The following is an 18,853-nucleotide window of genomic DNA, read 5'->3' as shown; positions in this document are numbered from 1 at the left end:
TTTCATTTCCCCATCTGGAGACCCTATGTCAGGCAACGGCTTTCACGTGCACGGCCCGCACGACCACGAGTTGGAACACGCGAGCTCGCACGGCGGGCACGCCCCGGACCCGGCGCACGGCGGCGGCAAGAGCATGACCAGCCAGATCGCGGTGTGCACCGCGGTCATCGCCACGGTGGGCGCGATCTTCGCCTACATGGGCGGCCACACCCAGGCCAACGCGGGGCTCTACAAGAACAACGCCGGCATCAAGAAGACCGAGGCGTCGAACCAGTGGAATTTCTACCAGGCCAAGAGCACCAAGCAGGCGCTGGCCGAGTTCGCGCGCGACCTGGCCCCGGACGACCGCAAGCCGGCGCTGCAGGCCAAGGTCGGCCGCTACGAGCAAGAGAAGGCGGAAATCCTGCTGGTCGCCCAGCAGCTCGAGAAGGACGCCCTCGACTGGGACCGGCAGTCCGAGCAGCAGATGCACCAGCACCACCGCTGGGCCCAGGCCACCACCGCGCTCCAGGTGTCGATCGCGCTCGCCGCGATGGCACTGCTGACGCGCAAGAAGTGGCTGGAGTGGGGCATGCTGGCGGTCGCCGGCATCGGTGTCGTCGTCGGGGCCCTGGCTGCGCTCCACATCTGAGGGCGACGCAGCGGCCCGGAGCGGCGGCAGCAAGCAGCACAACGCCAATCCACACTGCCATTTCGGCAGCAACCCGGGGCTAACGCGACATCCTCGAGGCTACCGGTTGACATGCGGGCTGGGGACACTGGGTGTGCATTCACCCGGGACCTTGCCATGACCCGCCCATCCCATCCCACCACCCTCTACCTCAGCGCCCCGGAGATGATCCGGCTGGTCCGGCGCCTGGGCCTGCCGGCGTGCATCGCCGGCGTGGCCGAGCGCATCCGCCGCGAGTTCCTGCGCTGGAACGAATTCGACAAGAGCGCGCGGCTCGCCTGCCATTCCGAACGCGGCGTCATCGAGCTGATGCCGATCGCCGACGCCACGCAGTTCGCCTTCAAGTACGTGAACGGGCACCCGGGCAACCACCATCATGGGCTGCCCACGGTGATGGCCTTCGGGGTGCTTGCCGACGTCCGCACCGGCATGCCCCGGCTGCTGTCCGAGCTGACGCTGAGCACGGCGATCCGTACCGCGGCGATGTCCGCGCTCGCCGCGCGCAGCCTGGCGCGGCCCGGCAGCCGCAGGATGGCCTTGATCGGCAACGGCGCGCAAGCCGAATTCCAGGCGCTGGCGTTCCGCGACCTGGTCGGGATCGAGGTGCTGAGCCTCTGCGACACCGACCCCGCCGCCACCGCCAAGCTGGTGGCCAACCTGGCCGGCCAGGGCCTGCGGCTCGAGGTCTGCGCCAGCACCGCCGAAGCGGTGCGCGGCGCCGACATCGTGACCACGGCGACCGCCGACAAGACCCGCGCGGCCATCCTCACGCCCGCCATGATCGAGCCCGGCATGCACATCAACGCCGTCGGCGGCGACTGCCCCGGCAAGACCGAGCTGCACCGCGGCGTGCTCGAGATGGGCTCGGTGTTCGTGGAGTTCGAGCCGCAGTCGCGGATCGAAGGCGAGATCCAGCAGCTGCCGGCCGACTTCGCCGTGACCGAGTTCTGGCAGGTGCTGGCCGGGCACCGGCCCGGCCGGCGCGGCCCCTCGGAGGTCACGGTGTTCGACTCGGTCGGCTTCGCGCTCGAGGATTTCGCCGCCCTGGCGTTCATGGGCGAGCGGGCCGCGGAACTCGGCTTCGGCGAGGCGATCGAGCTGGTGGCGAATGCCGCCGACCCCAAGGATCTGTTCGGCCTGCTGACGTCGAAGCCGCTCGCTGCCGGCGCCGATGCGGTGGCGGGCCTGCAGGCCGCTCGACGCCGGCCTCCGATTCGCCTACGCTCTGCGCCCAGGGCCGGCGCCGCCGCACCCGCCGGCGGGGCTCGTCGAATTCCTGAAAGGCACAAGGCATGAATCTCCAACTCAGGGGCCGGCTGGCCCTGGTCTCCGGCAGCACGGCCGGCATCGGACACGCCATCGCGCAGGCACTGGCGGCCGAGGGCGCCCGGGTGATCGTCAACGGGCGTTCGCAGGCCTCGGTGGATGCGGCGGTCGCCCAGATCGAGGCGGCGGACGGCGGCGAGGCCATCGGCTTCGCCGGCGACCTGAGCACGGCCGCGGTCGCGGAGGCCCTGGTGGCTCGGCACCCGGGCATCGAGATCCTGGTCAACAACCTCGGCATCTTCGAGCCCAAGCCCTTCGAGGAGATCCCGGACGAGGACTGGACGCGCTTCTTCGACGTCAACGTGCTGAGCGGCGTCCGCCTGGCGCGCCTGGTGCTGCCCGCGATGCGGCGCGCGGACTGGGGCCGCATCATCTTCATCTCCAGCGAGAGCGCGGTCCAGATTCCGGCCGAGATGATTCACTACGGCATGACGAAGACGGCGCAGCTGGCCGTCTCGCGCGGATTGGCCGAGGCGGTCGCGGGCACCGGTATCACCGTCAACAGCGTCCTGCCGGGGCCGACCCGGTCGCGCGGCGTGGGCGAGTTCGTCGAGGCGCTGGCCAAGGCCGACGGCAAGTCCTTCGAGGCCTACGAGCGGGAGTTCTTCGAGAAGGTGCGGCCCACCTCCCTCATCCGGCGCTTCGAAACGCCGCAGGAGATCGCCTCGCTGGTGGCCTACATCGCCAGCCCGCTGTCTTCCGGGACCACGGGCGCGGCGCTGCGCGTCGACGGCGGCTGCACCAAGAGCGCCTTCTAGCCAGGTCGACACTTGTCATCCAGAGCCGCCCGCATCGCACTGTCGGTCTCGGCCGCCGCCCTGGGGAGCATCGCCGCCTACTGGGGCCTGCTGGCGACACGTCAGGGACACATCCTGTTCGACGCCCGCAAGCATCCGGTGGTCCACCTGTCCGACGATTTCTCCGCCTACTCCCACGCGGTGCCGGGCGGGATGGTTCGCGGCTATGTCTACCACCCCGAGGGCGAGCCTGCCATGCAGGACCTGTTCATCTATTTCGCCGGCCGCGGCGAAGACGTCCGCGCCACGGCGCAGGCGCTGCACTGGCTGCCGGCGGGCTTCGGGTTCGCGGCGCTCAACTACCGGGGCGTGGCGGATTCGCAGGGCGACCCCTCCGAGGTGGCGTCCGTTCAAGACGCGCGCCAGTTCGCCGATCACTTGCGCCAGGCCTTCCCGCAGACCCGCCTGCACGTGGTCGGGCGCAGCCTGGGGACGGGCGTGGCGATCCAGCTCGTGGCGCGGCAGGATTTCTCGAGCCTGCAGCTGGTCACGCCCTACGACTCGATGCTGGAAGTGGCCAAGCGGCGCTATCCACTGGTGCCGCTGTCCCTGCTGCTGCGCCACCAGTTCAACTCCCTGGCGCACTCCAGGGAGGTCGCTGCGAAGACCCAGGTCCTGCTGGCCGAAAGCGACGAGGTCGTGCTGCATGAGCGCTCGCAGAAGCTGATCGCGGCCTGGCCGACGCCCGTCAGCGTGCAGACCGTCGCCGGCTCCAACCACCACGACATCATGAGCTTCGAGACGACCTGGCTCCATCTGGTCGATTTCGCGTTGACCGCCGTGCTGCCTGCGCCGGAAGCAGCCTAGTTAGGCAGCGAGCCGGACCGGCCGGGCCGGCCGCGCCCACAGCACGTTCACCATTTCATGGAAGCGCTTCGTGCCGAGATGCATGAAGCGCAGGTTCATCGTCGCCAGCGCCTCGATCGCATCGTCCATGTCGGCGGCGGTCGGAGGCGGCTCCTGGAACAGCGTGGCCCGGACGGTTTCCCAGGTTGCCTGGATCGCCCTCATCTCGTCCTGGTCGGCGCCGGGTTCGAACAGCGCGACGACCTCCCCCGGCTCGAAGTTCTGGGCGCCGCGCGACCGGGCGTCGGTCTCGATGACCTCGATGGCGCAGCGCAGCGCGTCGAGCCTTCCCTTGTCCGGCTTGAAGCCCCTCGACATCTTCCAGTAGTTTTCGATCGCTTCGTAGCGGAAGCGAAGACCGAGGCGCAGCAAGGTCACGAGCAGGCCGAGGTCGCCCGGCACGTCGAACAGGGGCGCGACGACGGTGGGCACGAGATGGACGTGAAAGCGACGCGCGCCCCGCCTGAACACTTCGAGCTTGGCCAGCTGCGGCTGGAACGACCCCTTGGTGCCGCCCGCGTGGAAGACAGCCTGGATCGGCACGAACTCGCGGTCGTTGCTCGCCAGATGGATGCTCTTCTGCAGCTCGGTCAGCCATCGCTTGTCGAGCGAGGGCGCCACGGCCTCCACGACGCTCTTCCAGGTCAGGCTGCCCCGGGAAATGAGGCCGAAGAGCCGCTTGGTGTCGGCGCCCATCTCGACCACGGCGTTGTCCGGAAGGGAAGGCCCGCCAAGGCGCCCGGGGGCCGGCAGGACGATGTCCATGTAGTACTCGAACTGGACGCAGTCGTCCTGCGGCAGGCTCAGGAGTTCGGCCAGCCGGGCCAGCCAGGCAGCCCCCGGGACCGGCGTCCGCTGCAGCTTCAAGCGGCGGCCGATCATCTGGTAGAGCGCCAGCAGGCCATCGCCGGAGCCGAGGTCCGCGCCCTCGTAGTCCTTCAATGGCGTCGCGAGGTCGGTGGGATTCATGCCCGAATGGCAGACCGGGATGATCGGCAGGCCTTTCATCCATGCCGCACCGATCTCGAACTGGACCCAGGGCCGCTGGACCGATGCCTTGCTGCACAGCACGATCACGGCGTCCGCCTTTGCGATCGCGCGCTCGACGGCCTCGAGCCATTGCACGCCGAGTTCGATGGTGCCCACGTCCGAGGACGCGAAAAACTCGACCATGCCGAGAAAGTCCTCCTCCATCATGTCCTTCAGGAGGATCGCGACGTCTTTTTCTTCGGAGATGTGGCTGACGAACAGCTGGACCATGGACCACCTCGCACCATCACATGCCGATTGCAGTGATGGCAGGTATAGCCTGTCTGGCGCTGTTTATCGTCCCCCGGATGGCGTACGCCGGAAGAGCGGGTCCTCACATCGGCGCTAGCCGAGGTACTTGCCCCGCAGGTAGTCGAGGTAGGCCCGCGAGTCGCTGGACACGTAGGGCGAGATCAGCGTGAGCGTGTAGAAGGCCGCCAGTCCGGGGTCGGCCTGCGCCTCTGCCTCCCGCCCCGGCACCAGGCGCTCGAACGACAGCCAGCAAGTGGTCGTGAAGACGATCTGCAGGGCGAGGATGCGCGCCTGCTCGGCGCTGGTCTGGATCACGCCCGAGGCCACCAGCCCCTCGCACAGGGACTGCGCGGCAAGCAGGTTCTGCGCCGTGAGGTCCTGGGCCCGCTGTCCCAGGGCGGGGTATTCGGCGGCCAGGAAGGCCATGTCCCGGTAGACGAAACGGTATTCGTCGATGGCTTCGAAGCGCAGGTGCAGCGCCAGCCACAGGTCGTCGATCGCGGCGACGGCGGCGGTCGACCCGTTCAGCAGCCCGAGCCGCTGCTCGAAGCGCATGAACAGCCGTTCGACGATCAGCTGCTTGGCCTTGAAGTGGTAGTGCAGGTTGCCGGGGCTGATGCCCATCTCGGCCGCGATCTTGTGCGTCGACACGGCCGCCAGGCCTTCCGCATTGAACAGCGCGAGGCTGGTCAGCAGGATCCGGTCGCGGGTGTTGGGACTGGCCACGGGCGATGAAGGACGGCGCTCGGGATCGGGGGGGTCAGCGCTTGCGCCGGGCGGCCGGCCTCGCCGCATCGAGCTGCTCGCGCAGCTGCCTCACCTCGTCGCGCAAGGCCTGGAGTTCTTCGGCGCTCGGCAGGCCCAGGCGCTGCAGTGCGCTCGCCACGCGCTGGTCGAACACGTCCTCGAACTTGCGGATGCCGAAGCTGTCCAGGCCCGGGAACCCGGCCCCGGGCCGGGCGCCGCCGGCATCGGTCTTCTGGATGCCGAGCAGGCCCTCGATCACGTGGGTGTGGCGCTTGACGACGTCGGTGCCTACGTTGCCCAGCGCCTTCAGGCCCGCGCGCAGCAGGCCTTCGGCGCCGGCGGGCTTGCCGGCGGTTTCGGTGGGGGGCGCCGCCGCGCTCGCCTTCCTGCGAGGCGCGGCTGGCTTCCTGGCCGGCGCCGGCTTCTTCGGCAGCGCCGAGTCCTTGCGGGTCGCCATGCTTCGGTCCCCGGGGATCAGGCGGCCTTGCGGCTGGCGCGGCGGGCGGTCTTGGCGACGGCCACGGCCCCGCTCTTCGCTGCCGGGGCTTGCTCGGCTGCGGCTTCTTCGGCGTTGGCCACGCGCGTCTCGAGCGTTTTGGCGCCCTCGGCGATCTTGTCGGCGATCTGCGCATGCACGTTGGCGATCGGCAGGTTGATGGCGCTGAAGGTGCTCATCAGGGAGGTCGCGATCGGCGACTCGATCCGGGCCGCGCGGCCGGCCACGGCCTCGATGCCCTTGGTGCCGGCTTCGGCCATGCGGTCGAGCACCTCCACCACGCGGCCGGTGTCGATGTCGAGGCGGTTGGCGAGGAACTCGGTGACCTTCTGCATCTGGCCGTAGCGCGACGCGGCGCCATCGAGCAGGCGGCGTGCGCCGGTGCGCCAGGCGCCGACGAGGGTCTTGCCGGCTTCGTGGTATTGGCCCACGACGTGGACGGCGACGGAAGAGAGGTTTTGCGCGGACATGAGGTTTTCCTTGGTTGTGACTGACGATTCGCGGGATGCGACAGCCTGATGTTCTTCGCAAGGGCCTAGGCCAGGAAAACTAGATTCATCACAAAGTTAGTCCAATTGCCCCAATTTCCTGCAACCGCATTCTGCGACAGCCCGGGCCGCTCCCGTGCGAGATCGGTCATCTCGACAAGCGCGTGCCGGCGGGCCTGCCGTATCTGGCGAACGCGATATTGCGCATCCCGCCGTTCTGCCTAAGCTCGGCCGTCTCTCCACAGGAGGTCGTGCATGAACATCAACGCGGTGGTCCGAAGCGTCCAGGCGGCGCTGGGTGTCTCGGTCGATGGCAATCCGGGTCCCGAGACCTGGCGAGCGATCCACGAGAAGATCGTCGGCAAGCCGGTCCCGAAATCGGCCGCCTTCGCAGGCAAGGCGGACGAGCGCAGCGAGAAGACCATCGCCACGCTGCACCCGCAGGTCGCGCCCTACGCGAGGATGCTGGTCGAGCGCGCGGCGGCCGCCAACATCGAGATCAAGATCTTGAGCGGCACGCGCACCTATGCCGAGCAGGACGCCCTGTTCGCGATCGGCCGCACCAAGGAAATGAACAGACGGCCCGTGACCAATGCGAAGGGCGGCGAGTCCAACCACAACTTCGGCATCGCCTTCGACGTCGGCGTGTTCCGCGGCAAGGACTACCTTGGCGACAGCCCGCTCTACGCCACGGTGGGCGCGATCGGCATGGACATCGGCCTCGAATGGGGTGGCCAGTGGGAAAGCTTCGTCGACATGCCGCACTACCAGCTGCGCCCCGACTGGTCGCAAGGCATGTCGGAGCGCGAAATGCTGCGCGAGTTGCGGGCGCGGAAGGCGTCGGGCAAGGATGCCTACGCGGCTTGAGCCAGGGGCCGGCCGACGCTGAAGCTCAGGCCGGGCAGGTACTGCCGAGCAAGGTCTTCGAGTCCGCCAGCGAACGCGCGCCGGCCTCGCGCAGCGCGTCCACCCGTTGCTGGAAGGCGCTGCGGTGCGCGGGGCTTCCCTTTTTCACGGTGAACGAGAGCTCGACGACCCGCTTGCCGGTCGGAAGCAGCCACTCCTCGACCTTCCAGTCGTCCTGTGATTTGAACCGGCGAACGTGGTTGACGCAGGGCTTGGGCACCATGCCGGTGGCCGGCGGGAAGGCCGCATCGGCGGCGGCCTCGACGGAACAGCTGAAGGAGATGGCTTCGCGCGGCGTCGGCGCGGCATCCGTCCCTTCGTCGACCGCCCAGTTCACATCCACTTCCAGCTTGCTCTCGCGCTTCGGGCCGGCCAGGGGGCAGGACCAAGTCGACAGCAGCTTCCTGGCCGCCTTCGACAATGGGGCTCGCACCTTGTACATCGACTCCGGCCCGTCATCGTCGGTCCGCTCGCGCGCCACCGCGCCGTAGCTGTCGTCGGGCAGCCCCGCGGGTCGCCGGACGTCGAGGTAGCGGACCACCAGCGCCTTGGGCTTGTCGTCCGCGATGCCGAGTTGCCTGGCCGCCTGCTGCGCCGTCGCCGGGCCGCCCTGTGCCGGGTCCCAGCGGAACGCGTACTCGGTCCGGTCCGCATGGGCGCAGACGCAGGTCGCCAGGGCGAGGGCGGCAACCAGGCAGCAAGTTCGCATGGCGTGCTCGTCTCTCAGCGGGGCATGGCCATGTCGCCCCTCTTGAAGGAGGTCTCGAACTGCTCCCAACCGTGCAGGCCGCCGTTGACCAGGCGCCGCGCCGCCTGGAAGTTCCCATGCAGGATTGCATCCTTGATCTGCAGCTCCCGGTCGGCCAGGAACAGGCTCAGCAGGTCGGCCGCGACGCTGGCCGTGTTCGCCAGTTCGGGTTTCTTGACCAGGTCCGCGGGGGTGGGCAGCCGTGGCCCGTAGCGCCGGTAGTTCGAGCGGCCCGTGAGCTGCACGAAGCCGCGCCCCTTGAACAGCGCGCCGTCGGGCGGGCCCTGGTTGCCGAGGTCGCTGCGGTGGTCGTAGAGATCGAAGGGATGCCCGGTGGGCGAGGTGTTGAATGCGCTGATGCCTTCGCTGATCGGCGCGCAGCCCGCCGTCTCGGCACGGATGGTGGCGATGGCCATGAGCGCCATGGTCCGGTCCGGGATCTCGAAGGCGCGAAGCGAAGCCAGGATGACCGGCAGATGGGTCTTGATGTTCGCGAGCGGCGCACCGGGCAGCATCAGGGAGGCGACCTGCACGCTCATGTCGCCGGTGGCGTCGGGCAGGTCCGCGGACTCGGCCAGGCCCAGGGCATGGAGGGTTCGAGGCCCTGCAATGCCGTCGGCCAGCAGTCCCTTGGCTTGCTGGAACGCGGACACCGCGTTGAAGGTACCGGTTCCGAAGTCGCCATCGATGACGCCGGGGTTGAAGCCCGCGGCCAGCAAGGCCTGCTGAAGCGCGGTGACATCGGGGCCTTGGTCGCCATAAACGAGCTTGAGCCTCATGGTTGCATCTCCTCGCGACAGCTGTAGCCAAAAAAGTGTCGGTGGCAACCGGGGCTGGTGTCAAGGCTCGCCGGGTTGAAAGGCCGGCGCCGTGCTCAAGCAGCCGCCGGCGACGCCGACGCCCTGGGCTGCTGAAGCACGAGCGCCGCGAAATCCACGAAGGCCCGCACCCGCGCCGCCAGCTGGTGGCGCTGCGGATACACGGCGTAGATGTCCGCGTCCGGCGTGTAGCAATGGGGCAGCACCTGCACCAGCCGGCCGGTGCGCAGGTAGCGCTCGATGTCCCATTCGGCCCGCATCAGGATGCCGTGGCCATCGAGCGCCCAGCTGACCGCGATCTCGCCGTCGTTGGTTGTCAGGTTGCCCCGGGTCCTGACCGACTCGGTGGTCGCACTGCGGCCCCGGCCGCTCGCCAGCCGCCAGACGCCGTAGGCCTCTTCGCCCTGCCGGATCCCGATGCAGTTGTGCTTGGTGAGGTCGTTCGGCACCTTGGGAATGCCATGCTTCGCGAGGTAGGCCGGCGCGGCGCACAGCAGCCTCCGGTTGGGCGCCAGCTGGCGGGCGATCACCCGCGAATCCGGCGGCGCGCCGAAGCGGATGCAGATGTCGAACGAGTCCTCGGTCAGGGCCGGTGGATTCACCGACAGCTGCAGCTGCACCTGGACCTCGGGGTGCTTGCGCACGAACTTCGAGATGATCGGCGCCACATGGCTGCGGCCGAAGCCCAGCGTCGCGTTGACCCGCAGCAGGCCCTTGGGCGTGGCCTTGGCCACCCCGAGGATCTCCGCCATGCCGTCGATCTCGCCGAGGATGCGCCGGGCGTGCTCCAGGTACAGCTCGCCCTCGGGGGTCAGGCTCATCCGGCGCGTGGTCCGGTTGACCAGCGCCACGCCCAGGCGGGACTCCATCAGCGCCAGGTGCTTGCTCACCGCGGGCGTGGTGATGCCGAGCTCGCGTGCCGCCGCGCTGAGGCTCCCCGCGCCGGCGAGGGCCGAGAAGAAGCCGAGGTCTGCAGGTTGGATGCCGGGTGTCATGGGCCGCTGATTGTTGAATCCAGGTAAATGATGGATTCACTTTAGCCCCGATCCAATGGCCCGTCGAGTTCCTACAGTACGCCTACCCCCTACCCAAACCCCCAGGAGACAAGCCCATGAAGACGTACAAGATCGCGACCATCCCCGGCGACGGCATCGGCAAGGAAGTCGTTCCGGCCGGCCAGCAGGTGCTGGCCGCACTGGCCTCGGCCAGCGACAAGTTCCAGTTCGAGTTCGAGAACTTCGACTGGGGCGGCGACTACTTCCGCGAGCACGGCGTGATGATGCCGGACGACGGCCTGAACGCACTGCGCGACAAGGACGCCATCCTGTTCGGCTCGGCCGGCGACCCGCACATCCCCGACCACATCACGCTGTGGGGCCTGCGCCTGAAGATCTGCCAGGGCTTCGACCAGTACGCCAACGTGCGCCCGACCCGCATCCTGCCCGGCATCGACGGCCCGCTCAAGCGCTGCGGGCCCGACGACCTCAACTGGGTCATCGTGCGCGAGAACTCCGAAGGCGAGTACGCCGGCGTCGGCGGCCGCGTGCACCAGGGCCATCCGATCGAGGCCGCCACCGACGTCTCGATGATGACCCGCGCCGGTGTCGAGCGCATCATGCGCTTCGCGTTCAAGCTGGCCCGGTCGCGCCCCCGCAAGCAGCTCACCGTGATCACCAAGAGCAACGCCCAGCGCCACGCGATGGTGATGTGGGACGAGATCGCCTTGCAGGTCTCGAAGGAGTTCCCCGATGTGAAGTGGGACAAGGAACTGGTCGACGCATCGACCGCCCGCATGGTCAACAACCCCGCTTCGCTCGACACCATCGTCGCCACCAACCTGCATGCCGACATCCTGAGCGACCTCGCGGCCGCGCTGGCCGGCAGCCTGGGCATCGCGCCGACCGGCAACATCGACCCGGAGCGCCGCTACCCGTCGATGTTCGAGCCGATCCACGGCTCGGCCTTCGACATCATGGGCAAGGGCCTGGCGAACCCGGTCGGCACCTTCTGGTCGGTCGTGATGCTGCTCGAGCACCTGGGCGAATTCGACGCCGCCAAGCTGGTCATGGCGGCGATCGAGAAGGTCACCGCCGACAAGAGCCTGCACACCCGCGACCTCGGCGGCAAGGCCACCACCGCCGACGTGACCAAGGCGGTCTGCGGCCAGGTACTGGCCGCGTCGCAGCGCAAGGCGGCCTGAGGCCTCGCCGCGCTCCAACCCCGGTTCCGAAGCAGCCGCCAGAGCTGCCGGGGCCCGCTCGTGCCTACCCAACGCCAGGAGACAAACCATGCGCCGCCTCTTGGTGGCCCAGCTGCCGGCCGCTCATTGTTGAACGCAGGTTAACCATGGATTCACTTTCGCAGTGATTCGGTCCCTGCATCGCTGACACCACTCGCCACATACCCACAAGGAGACATTCATGACATCGAACCTCGCGCACGCCCGCGTGCTCACGGCGCTCGCCTTCGGCCTGGCCGCAACCTTCGCCAGCGCCCAGGCGTGGCCCACCAAGCCGATCAGCCTCGTCGTGCCCTTCCCGCCCGGCGGCAGTTCGGACGTGCTGGCGCGGGCCATCGGCGACAAGCTCGGCCAGAGCCTGGGCCAGCCGGTCATCGTCGAAAGCCGGCCCGGCGCCGGCGCCACGCTGGGTGCCGACTACGTGGCCAAGGCCAAGCCCGATGGTTACACGCTGCTGATGGGCGCCGTGCACCACACCATCGCCACCAGCGTCTACAAGAAGCTGCCCTACGACTTCGAGAAGAGCTTCGCGCCGGTCACCACCATCGCGATGGTGCCCAACGTGCTGGTGGTCAATGCGAAGTCGCCGGCCACGGACGTCAAGCAGCTGCTCGCGCTGGCCAAGGCATCGCCGGGCAAGCTCTCCTACGGCTCGAACGGCAACGGCACCGTGCAGCACCTGATCGGCACGCAGTTCGCGAGCCTGGCCGGCGTGGAGCTGCTGCACGTGCCCTACAAGGGGAGCGCGCCGCTGACCACCGACCTGCTGGGCGGCCAGGTCGACATGTCTTTCGACACGCTGACGCCGGTGGTCCAGCACATCAAGGGCGGCAAGCTGCGCGCGCTGGCGGTCACGACGGCGAAGCGCTCGAGCACCTTGCCCGACGTGCCCACGCTGGCCGAATCCGGCCTCAAGGATTTCGACCAGGGCACCTGGTTCGGCATCCTGGCACCGGCCGCGACGCCGAAAGACATCGTCGAGCGGCTGAACACCGAGCTGGTGAAGATCATCCAGTCGCCGGAGTTCGGCAAGCGCATGGCCGAGATCGGCGCCGAGCCGGTCGGCGACACGCCGGCCCGGATGGCCGCGCAGATCAAGAGCGACACGGCCAAGTACGCGCAGCTGGTGAAGGAAGCGAAGGTCACGATCGACTAGTCCAATGAATCGTTGAAATCGGATGTGTATGCTGCCGGCGGGCGAACTGGGGTGCGCATGCTCCAAAGTTGCGCCTCTGCGAACAAGCATTGAACAGGTAACGAGTCGATGAGATCACACCACCAGCGCGCACACGCCGAGCGACACCGCACGGAACACATAGGCTGGCTGCGGGCCGCCGTTCTCGGCGCCAATGACGGAATCATTTCCACTGCCAGCTTGGTCGCGGGTGTCGCAGCGGCGCAAGCGGGCCATGCCACCATCATGACCACGGCCGTGGCAGGTCTCGTGGCGGGCGCCATGTCAATGGCGGCGGGGGAATTCGTCTCGGTGTACTCCCAGGCAGATACCGAGAAGGCAGACCTGGAACGCGAGCGCCAAGAACTGGCGAGGGATGGCCACGCAGAGCATCGGGAACTGGCGGCCATCTATGTACGTCGTGGTCTGGAGCACGAACTCGCCAACCAGGTCGCCACGCAATTGATGGCGCGTGACGCCCTCGGTGCACATGCGCGCGATGAGCTGGGTATTTCGGAGGCGCTCAGTGCCCGACCGCTGCAAGCGGCCGGGGCGTCCGCTATCAGCTTTGCCGTGGGCGCGGCGATGCCATTGGCCGTCGTGGCACTGGCCCCCGAGAGTTCATTGCTGCAATGGACCATCGTCAGCGCCGCATTCTTGCTGGCCCTGCTTGGGGCGATGGCCGCCATCGTCGGTGGCACATCAGTTGCCAAGAGCGCGCTGCGCGTGACCTTCTGGGGCACATTGGCCATGGCCGTGACCGCCGGGGTCGGTGCGCTGTTCGGTGCCGTTCCTTGACGCGGTGGGCAGCGGGGCGGGGCCATGGCATCGACGGCGGTATACGCGCACGTCGGATTGGGGCATTCCGTGGATGCACACCGGCACCAGCGACAAGAGCCATAGGGCCTGGTCGTTGCTGAAGGAAGCCAAGGTCACGATCGACCAGGTTGTCTTCCTGGCGCCCTTGCGCCAAGATCGACCCGGCCCGCGGGAGGGGGTCCGTCGATGAGCCTTGCCACCAACGATCCGGGCCAGCGAGCAACCGCGGTGCGCAAGCCGCTGCCCTGGGGCCTCTACCTCGCCGCGCTGGCCATGGTGGCCGTGCTGGCCCTCCCCTTGCCGGATGGCCTGCCGGTCGCCGGGCATCGGATGCTCGCCATCCTGGTGTTCGCGATCATCGTCTGGATCAGCGAGTCGGTGAGCTACGAAGCCAGCGCCATCATGATCACCTCGCTGATGGCGGCGCTGGTCGGGCTGGCGCCGCAGGTCGGCGATCCTTCACGCCTCTATGGCACGTCCCAGGCCCTGGGCATGGCGCTCGCGGGCTTCTCGAGCACGGCGCTGGCATTGGTGGGCGCCGCCCTGTGCATCGCCGCCGCCATGACCATCACCGGACTGGACCGGCGCATCGCGCTGGTCACGCTGTCGATCATCGGCACCACCACCCGGCGGATTTTGATCGGCAGCATCATGGTCACCATCGTGCTGTCGCTGGTGGTGCCGAGCGCCACCGCGCGCAGCGCCTGCGTGGTGCCGATCATGATGGGCGTCATCGTCGCCTTCGGGGTCGACCGCCGCTCCAACATCGCCGCCGGCATCATGATCACGGTGGCCATGGCCACCAGCGTCTGGAACGTCGGCATCCAGACCGCGGCGGCGCAGAACCTGCTCACGGTCGGCTTCATGGACAAGCTGCTCGGCGAGCGCGTCAGCTGGCTGCAGTGGCTGATCGCCGGCGCGCCGTGGGCCGTCGTGATGTCGATCGTGCTGTACTTCATGGTCCGCTGGCTGCTGCCGCCCGAATCGGAGGCGATCGCCGGCGGCAAGGAAGCCGTGCAGCGCGACCTGGAGGCACTCGGCCCGATGACCGGCCCGCAGAAGCGGCTGGCCGCGGTGTCGGTCGGCCTGCTGCTGTTCTGGGCCACCGAGGGCAAGCTGCATGACATCGACACCGCCTCCATCACTTATGTCGGCCTGGTGGTCCTGATGCTGCCGCGGCTCGGCGTGATGGACTGGAAGTCGCTGCAGGGGCGCATCCCGTGGGGCACGCTGATCGTCTTCGGCGTCGGCATCAGCCTGGGCACGGCGCTGCTGTCGACGCAGGCGGGCCAGTGGCTGGGGCGCTTCGTGGTCGCGCATTCGGGGCTGGCCACGCAGGGGCCGGTGGCGGTGTTCGCGATCCTGTCGGCTTTCCTGATCGTCATCCACCTGGGCTTCGCCAGCGCCACCGCCCTCACCGCGGCGCTGCTGCCGATCCTGATCTCGGTGCTGCAGACCCTGCCGGGCGACATCAACAAGGTCGGCATGACCATGCTGCTCGGCTTCACGGTGAGCTTCGGCTTCATCCTGCCGATCAACGCGCCCCAGAACATGGTCTGCCTGGGCACCGAGACCTTCAACGGCAAGCAGTTCGCGCGCGTCGGCGTGCCGGTCACGATCGTGGGCTATGCGCTGATGCTGCTGTTCGCCGTCACCTACTGGCACTGGCTCGGCTGGACCTGAAGGCCCTCGCTCAGCCGGCCGTCGGGTCGAAGAACCGGCGCGACAGGCCGGCCCGCCCCGGATAGAACTTGAAGTAAGGCCGCGCCTGGTCGATCACGGCCGCGACCGACGGGTGGTCCATCAAGCGCTCGAAGTAGGCCGACAGCTGCGACTGCTGCGGCGGCAGCGGCAGGTAGGTCGCGGCATAGAACAGGGCCGGCGCGGCGGCGCAATCGGCCATGCTGAACGCGTCGCCCGCGACCCAGGTCCGGCCCTCGAGGCGGCGGTCGATCAAGGCGTAGGCCATCGACAGGGTGTCCCGCGCCCGGGCCACGCTGCGTGGATCACGCTCGCCCTCGGGCTTGAGCAGGTCGGCCGTGAACGCCTGCATCGGCGTCATCACGTAGAGGTCGAAAAGCCGATCCCACAGGCGCACGTCGAGCGCGTCGGCGGCGTCATGCGGAACGAGCGTGCGGCCGCCAGCGGCGTGGCCGTGCTGCAGGTGCTCGATGATGATGCTCGATTCGGGGACCGGCCGCCCCTGGTCCACGAGCAGGGGCATCTTGCCGGTGGGCCACAACGCCAGCCAGGCATCGCGCTCGGCCGGGTTGCCCAGGTCGAGCAGCCGCTTGTCGACCTCGACCCCGAGCAGGTCGATCGCGATCAGCACCTTCTGGCAGTAGGACGAGAGGGGGTGGTAGTGCAGCGTGAGGGCGGTCATGGCGCCCCGCATCCTGTGCGAATCCGGCAAGTTGTCAAGCCAGGCGGGCGGCGAGCAAAATACTCGTGTATTGTCACTTTGTGATAATCAATGCATAATTTTCCGGAAGAATAGCCAACAGAACGCCGATATTTTTCTCCAGGAGACAACCCATGCCAGAACAGAACCCGTCGGAGCTGCAATTCAGCCACATGGGCCTCTACGTGACCGACTTGCCGCGGATGGCCGCCTTCTACAAGCGGGCCCTGCGATTCACCGAGACCGACGCCGGCGACCTCGGGCCGGTCCAGCTGGTGTTCCTGAGCCGCGACCCGTCCGAGCATCATCAACTGGTACTGGCCACGGGACGGCCCCGGGAGATCGGCTTCAACGTCGTCAACCAGATCTCCTTCCGCGTCCCCGACATCGCCACGCTGCGCCTGTTCCACGACCGCCTGCTGGCCGAAGGCGCGCTGGACATGCACCCGGTCACGCACGGCAACGCCGTGTCGGTCTACTGCCGGGACCCCGAGGGCAACCGGCTGGAGCTGTTCGTCGACACGCCCTGGTACTGCGAGCAGCCGCTGCGCGAGCCGATCGACCTGTCACGCTCGGACGAGGCCATCCTCGCGCAGGCCGAAGCCATCGCCAAGCGGTTGCCGAAATTCATGAGCCGTACGCAATGGCAGGCCGACGTGGCGCGTCGCATGCAGGAAGACCAGCGTGGCTGAGCCGGCGCGCGTGCACGACGTGGCGATCGTCGGCCTCGGGCCGACCGGCGCGACCCTGGCCAACCTGCTGGGCGCCGCCGGCCTGTCGGTGCTGGTGCTCGAGAAGGAAGGCGGCATCTTCCCGCTCCCGAGGGCCATTCATTTCGACGGCGAGGTGCTGCGCATCCTCCAGGCCGCGGGGTTGCGCGAGCCGGCCCTGGCCATCGCCCGGGCCGGCGAGCAGGGCATGCACTTCGTGAACGCGGCCGGAGAGACGATGCTGATCCGGGGCGGCACGGCGGCGCTGGGCCCGCACGGCTGCGCCAACAACTACTACTTCCACCAACCGGAGCTCGAAGCCGTCCTGCGCGCCGGGCTGGCGCGCTATCCCGGCGTGCAGCTGCGGCTGCGCCACGAAGTGGTCGGCGTGGCCCAGGACGAAGACGCCGCGACGCTGACGGTGCGCAACCTCGACGACGGGCAGACCGCCGCCGTCCGCGCCCGCTTCGTGGTCGGCTGCGATGGCGCGCGCTCGCCGGTGCGCCAGCACATGGGCAGCCGGATGGTCGACCTCGGCCTGAAGCAGCCCTGGCTGGTGTTCGATGTCGTGCTCGAGGAAGACGTCGCCCTGCCCACGCATACCGTGCAGCACTGCGACCCGGCCCGGCCGATGACCTACTGCAACGTGGTCGGCCGCCGGCGGCGCTGGGAGATCATGGTGCTGCCGGACGATGACAGGGACGCAATGGTGCAGCCCGCCGCGCTGTGGCGCATGGTCGCCCCCTGGGTGCGGCCCGACCAGGCGCGACTGGAGCGCGCCGCCATCTACACCTTCCACTCGGTCATTGCCGAAGGCTGGCGCCGGGGCCGCCTGCTGCTGGCCGGCGACGCCTGCCACCAGACGCCGCCCTTCCTCGGCCAGGGCATGTGCGCCGGCCTGCGAGACGCCGCCAACCTGGCGTGGAAGCTCGAGGCCGTGCTGAAGCACGGAGCGCCGCCCGCACTGCTGGACAGCTACGAGTCCGAGCGCGCGCCGCACGTGCGTGCGCTGATCGAACTTGCGGTGCGCCTGGGCAACATCATCCAGACCACCGACCCCGAACTCGCCGCCCAGCGCGACGCGAGATTCCGCACCGCCCAGCCCGAGATTTTCGAGCTGCCCCCTCAGTTGCTCGGCGCCGGGGCCTTCGACGCCACGCCCGGCACGCCGGCCGGCCGGCCGTTTCCGCAACCGCGCCTCGACGATGGCCGCCTGCTCGACGAATTGCTCGGGCGGCGCAGCGCGGTGATCGGCCGGGCCGGGGCCCTGGCAGCGGCCGCTCCGGCCACGGCCGAACGCTGGCGCCGCGCCGGCGCCATCGTCATCGACCGGCCCGACACCTTGCTCGACCGCTGGCTGCAGGCCCACGAGGCCCAGGCCGTGATCCTGCGGCCCGACCGCTACATCGTCGGCGTGGCGCGCACGGGGACGGACCTCGATCGCATCTCGCAATACCTGCCGGTCGCGCCATGAACCCGCGGCCAGGCACACACCCATCCGATCCACCTGCACACAGAGGCATTCCATGAAACTCATCAGCTACCAACACGACGGCGCCGACAGCTATGGCGCGGTCGTCGGCGACCGCGTCGTCGACCTGCGCCGGGCCTTCGGCGAGCGCGCCGCCGACCTGAAGTCGCTGATCGCCGCCGGCCTGCTGGGCGAGGCGGCCCGGGTCGTCGCCGCGGCCGAGCCCGGGCCGAAGCTCGACGAGGTCCGGCTGCTGCCGGTGATTCCCAACCCGGGCAAGATCGTCTGCGTCGGGCTCAACTACGGCGAGCATGTGCGCGAGACCGGCCGCGAGATCACCGAGCAGCCGACCCTCTTCCTGCGCGTGGCCGAGTCGCAGCTCGCCCATGGCGAGGACATCGTGCTGCCGCCCGAGTCGACCCGGCTGGACTACGAAGGCGAGATCGCCGTCGTGATCGGCAAGGCAGGCCGCCGGATCGCCGAGCAGGACGCCTGGGATCACATCGCCGGCTACGCCTGCTACAACGACGGCAGCATCCGCGACTGGCAATCGGCCACGCCGCAATGGACCGCGGGCAAGAACTTCTGGCGCACCGGCGGCTTCGGCCCGTGGATGGTGACGCGCGACGAGATCCGCGACGGCCAGGTGATGACCCTGGTGACCCGGCTCAACGGCCAGGAGATGCAGCGCACCACCACCGACAAGCTGATCCACAGCATCCCGCGCCAGATCGCCCACATCTCGGCCTTCACGCCGCTGGCCGCCGGCGATGTGATCGTGACCGGCACGCCCGGCGGCGTCGGTGCCAAGCGCACGCCGCCGGTCTGGATGAAGCCCGGGGACATCGTGGAGATCGAGGTCGACGCCATCGGCATCCTGCGCAACGGCATCCGGGCCGAATAGGCCTGCGCGGCA

Annotated in this window: 20 protein-coding genes; 12 read left to right on the top strand and 8 right to left on the bottom strand. The window is 68.7% G+C overall.

The window, feature by feature from the left end; genetic code table 11:
- Positions 1-25: 25 nt before the first annotated feature.
- The 4 genes from QZH52_RS35535 to QZH52_RS35520 all read left to right on the top strand — a co-directional run bounded on the left by QZH52_RS35535 (position 26) and on the right by QZH52_RS35520 (position 3,600).
- Positions 26-631, top strand: coding sequence for a DUF4337 domain-containing protein (locus QZH52_RS35535; RefSeq protein WP_301816013.1), 606 nt, complete (start codon positions 26-28; stop codon positions 629-631).
- 156 nt (positions 632-787) lie between these two features.
- Complete coding sequence (gene ocd, locus QZH52_RS35530) at positions 788-1,966, top strand: ornithine cyclodeaminase (RefSeq protein WP_301816012.1); 1,179 nt, start codon at positions 788-790, stop codon at positions 1,964-1,966.
- Positions 1,963-2,754: an SDR family NAD(P)-dependent oxidoreductase gene (locus tag QZH52_RS35525; protein ID WP_286530920.1), complete on the top strand. Its 792-nt coding sequence runs from the start codon at positions 1,963-1,965 to the stop codon at positions 2,752-2,754. Before ocd ends, QZH52_RS35525 begins: the two co-directional genes overlap by 4 nt.
- A gap of 12 nt (positions 2,755-2,766) precedes the next feature.
- On the top strand, positions 2,767-3,600 hold the full coding sequence (locus QZH52_RS35520) for an alpha/beta hydrolase (protein WP_301816011.1): 834 nt from the start codon (positions 2,767-2,769) through the stop codon (positions 3,598-3,600).
- Here the strand turns inward: QZH52_RS35520 and QZH52_RS35515 are convergent, their stop codons facing one another.
- From QZH52_RS35515 to QZH52_RS35500, 4 genes are all read right to left on the bottom strand, one after another.
- Positions 3,601-4,899, bottom strand: a complete 1,299-nt coding sequence (locus tag QZH52_RS35515; protein ID WP_301816010.1) for a toll/interleukin-1 receptor domain-containing protein — start codon at positions 4,897-4,899, stop codon at positions 3,601-3,603. It lies immediately after the preceding gene.
- A gap of 114 nt (positions 4,900-5,013) precedes the next feature.
- Positions 5,014-5,646: a TetR/AcrR family transcriptional regulator gene (locus QZH52_RS35510; RefSeq protein WP_301816009.1), complete on the bottom strand. Its 633-nt coding sequence runs from the start codon at positions 5,644-5,646 to the stop codon at positions 5,014-5,016.
- A 34-nt stretch (positions 5,647-5,680) separates the two neighbouring features.
- Complete coding sequence (locus tag QZH52_RS35505) at positions 5,681-6,124, bottom strand: phasin family protein (RefSeq protein ID WP_301816008.1); 444 nt, start codon at positions 6,122-6,124, stop codon at positions 5,681-5,683.
- 17 nt (positions 6,125-6,141) lie between these two features.
- The gene (locus tag QZH52_RS35500) at positions 6,142-6,633 is read right to left on the bottom strand and encodes a hypothetical protein (RefSeq protein ID WP_301816007.1); all 492 of its coding nucleotides are present in this window, start codon (positions 6,631-6,633) and stop codon (positions 6,142-6,144) included.
- A 273-nt stretch (positions 6,634-6,906) separates the two neighbouring features.
- On the opposite strand from QZH52_RS35500, the gene QZH52_RS35495 reads away from it, so the two are divergent.
- On the top strand, positions 6,907-7,518 hold the full coding sequence (locus QZH52_RS35495) for a M15 family metallopeptidase (protein ID WP_301816006.1): 612 nt from the start codon (positions 6,907-6,909) through the stop codon (positions 7,516-7,518).
- Between the two features lie 25 nt (positions 7,519-7,543).
- Here the strand turns inward: QZH52_RS35495 and QZH52_RS35490 are convergent, their stop codons facing one another.
- The 3 genes from QZH52_RS35490 to QZH52_RS35480 all read right to left on the bottom strand — a co-directional run bounded on the left by QZH52_RS35490 (position 7,544) and on the right by QZH52_RS35480 (position 10,118).
- Positions 7,544-8,266 carry a hypothetical protein gene (locus QZH52_RS35490; protein WP_301816005.1) on the bottom strand — a complete coding sequence of 241 codons (723 nt, stop codon included), beginning with the start codon at positions 8,264-8,266 and terminating at the stop codon, positions 7,544-7,546.
- A 14-nt stretch (positions 8,267-8,280) separates the two neighbouring features.
- Complete coding sequence (locus tag QZH52_RS35485; RefSeq protein WP_301816004.1) at positions 8,281-9,084, bottom strand: peptidoglycan-binding protein; 804 nt, start codon at positions 9,082-9,084, stop codon at positions 8,281-8,283.
- A 95-nt stretch (positions 9,085-9,179) separates the two neighbouring features.
- On the bottom strand, positions 9,180-10,118 hold the full coding sequence (locus QZH52_RS35480; protein ID WP_301816003.1) for a LysR family transcriptional regulator: 939 nt from the start codon (positions 10,116-10,118) through the stop codon (positions 9,180-9,182).
- Between the two features lie 116 nt (positions 10,119-10,234).
- On the opposite strand from QZH52_RS35480, the gene QZH52_RS35475 reads away from it, so the two are divergent.
- From QZH52_RS35475 to QZH52_RS35460, 4 genes are all read left to right on the top strand, one after another.
- Positions 10,235-11,323, top strand: coding sequence for a tartrate dehydrogenase (locus QZH52_RS35475; protein WP_301816002.1), 1,089 nt, complete (start codon positions 10,235-10,237; stop codon positions 11,321-11,323).
- 220 nt (positions 11,324-11,543) lie between these two features.
- Complete coding sequence (locus tag QZH52_RS35470; RefSeq protein ID WP_301816001.1) at positions 11,544-12,518, top strand: Bug family tripartite tricarboxylate transporter substrate binding protein; 975 nt, start codon at positions 11,544-11,546, stop codon at positions 12,516-12,518.
- 108 nt (positions 12,519-12,626) lie between these two features.
- Complete coding sequence (locus QZH52_RS35465) at positions 12,627-13,334, top strand: VIT1/CCC1 transporter family protein (protein ID WP_301816000.1); 708 nt, start codon at positions 12,627-12,629, stop codon at positions 13,332-13,334.
- Positions 13,335-13,541: 207 nt separating this feature from the next.
- Positions 13,542-15,038 (top strand): DASS family sodium-coupled anion symporter, encoded by a 1,497-nt coding sequence (locus tag QZH52_RS35460; RefSeq protein WP_301815999.1) that lies wholly within the window; start codon positions 13,542-13,544, stop codon positions 15,036-15,038.
- A 10-nt stretch (positions 15,039-15,048) separates the two neighbouring features.
- Here the strand turns inward: QZH52_RS35460 and QZH52_RS35455 are convergent, their stop codons facing one another.
- The gene (locus QZH52_RS35455; RefSeq protein WP_301815998.1) at positions 15,049-15,738 is read right to left on the bottom strand and encodes a glutathione S-transferase family protein; all 690 of its coding nucleotides are present in this window, start codon (positions 15,736-15,738) and stop codon (positions 15,049-15,051) included.
- A 152-nt stretch (positions 15,739-15,890) separates the two neighbouring features.
- On the opposite strand from QZH52_RS35455, the gene QZH52_RS35450 reads away from it, so the two are divergent.
- Genes QZH52_RS35450 through QZH52_RS35440 form a run of 3 tightly spaced genes read left to right on the top strand, consistent with a single transcriptional unit; the run spans position 15,891 to position 18,841 of the window.
- Positions 15,891-16,448 (top strand): VOC family protein, encoded by a 558-nt coding sequence (locus QZH52_RS35450; protein WP_301815997.1) that lies wholly within the window; start codon positions 15,891-15,893, stop codon positions 16,446-16,448.
- The gene (mhpA, locus tag QZH52_RS35445) at positions 16,441-17,940 is read left to right on the top strand and encodes a bifunctional 3-(3-hydroxy-phenyl)propionate/3-hydroxycinnamic acid hydroxylase MhpA (RefSeq protein WP_301815996.1); all 1,500 of its coding nucleotides are present in this window, start codon (positions 16,441-16,443) and stop codon (positions 17,938-17,940) included. The genes QZH52_RS35450 and mhpA overlap by 8 nt, the downstream gene beginning before the upstream one ends.
- A 52-nt stretch (positions 17,941-17,992) precedes the next feature.
- Positions 17,993-18,841: a fumarylacetoacetate hydrolase family protein gene (locus QZH52_RS35440; RefSeq protein WP_301815995.1), complete on the top strand. Its 849-nt coding sequence runs from the start codon at positions 17,993-17,995 to the stop codon at positions 18,839-18,841.
- The last annotated feature ends 12 nt before the right edge of the window (positions 18,842-18,853 follow it).

Origin of the sequence: Variovorax ginsengisoli (assembly GCF_030486595.1) — a bacterium.
Classification (GTDB): Bacteria; Pseudomonadota; Gammaproteobacteria; order Burkholderiales; family Burkholderiaceae_C; genus Variovorax; species Variovorax ginsengisoli_B.
Note: the sequence above shows the minus strand (reverse complement) of the source record. Positions and strands in the feature narration are given on the sequence as shown.

Bases quoted from the DNA above. Each gene is read 5' to 3' on its own strand.
- QZH52_RS35535 (WP_301816013.1), top strand. From the start codon at position 26: ATGTCAGGCAACGGCTTTCACGTGCACGGCCCGCACGACCACGAGTTG.
- ocd (WP_301816012.1), top strand. From the start codon at position 788: ATGACCCGCCCATCCCATCCCACCACCCTCTACCTCAGCGCCCCGGAG.
- QZH52_RS35525 (WP_286530920.1), top strand. From the start codon at position 1,963: ATGAATCTCCAACTCAGGGGCCGGCTGGCCCTGGTCTCCGGCAGCACG.
- QZH52_RS35515 (WP_301816010.1), bottom strand. From the start codon at position 4,899: ATGGTCCAGCTGTTCGTCAGCCACATCTCCGAAGAAAAAGACGTCGCG.
- QZH52_RS35505 (WP_301816008.1), bottom strand. From the start codon at position 6,124: ATGGCGACCCGCAAGGACTCGGCGCTGCCGAAGAAGCCGGCGCCGGCC.
- QZH52_RS35500 (WP_301816007.1), bottom strand. From the start codon at position 6,633: ATGTCCGCGCAAAACCTCTCTTCCGTCGCCGTCCACGTCGTGGGCCAA.
- QZH52_RS35495 (WP_301816006.1), top strand. From the start codon at position 6,907: ATGAACATCAACGCGGTGGTCCGAAGCGTCCAGGCGGCGCTGGGTGTC.
- QZH52_RS35490 (WP_301816005.1), bottom strand. From the start codon at position 8,266: ATGCGAACTTGCTGCCTGGTTGCCGCCCTCGCCCTGGCGACCTGCGTC.
- QZH52_RS35485 (WP_301816004.1), bottom strand. From the start codon at position 9,084: ATGAGGCTCAAGCTCGTTTATGGCGACCAAGGCCCCGATGTCACCGCG.
- QZH52_RS35480 (WP_301816003.1), bottom strand. From the start codon at position 10,118: ATGACACCCGGCATCCAACCTGCAGACCTCGGCTTCTTCTCGGCCCTC.
- QZH52_RS35475 (WP_301816002.1), top strand. From the start codon at position 10,235: ATGAAGACGTACAAGATCGCGACCATCCCCGGCGACGGCATCGGCAAG.
- QZH52_RS35470 (WP_301816001.1), top strand. From the start codon at position 11,544: ATGACATCGAACCTCGCGCACGCCCGCGTGCTCACGGCGCTCGCCTTC.
- QZH52_RS35465 (WP_301816000.1), top strand. From the start codon at position 12,627: ATGAGATCACACCACCAGCGCGCACACGCCGAGCGACACCGCACGGAA.
- QZH52_RS35460 (WP_301815999.1), top strand. From the start codon at position 13,542: ATGAGCCTTGCCACCAACGATCCGGGCCAGCGAGCAACCGCGGTGCGC.
- QZH52_RS35455 (WP_301815998.1), bottom strand. From the start codon at position 15,738: ATGACCGCCCTCACGCTGCACTACCACCCCCTCTCGTCCTACTGCCAG.
- QZH52_RS35450 (WP_301815997.1), top strand. From the start codon at position 15,891: ATGCCAGAACAGAACCCGTCGGAGCTGCAATTCAGCCACATGGGCCTC.
- QZH52_RS35440 (WP_301815995.1), top strand. From the start codon at position 17,993: ATGAAACTCATCAGCTACCAACACGACGGCGCCGACAGCTATGGCGCG.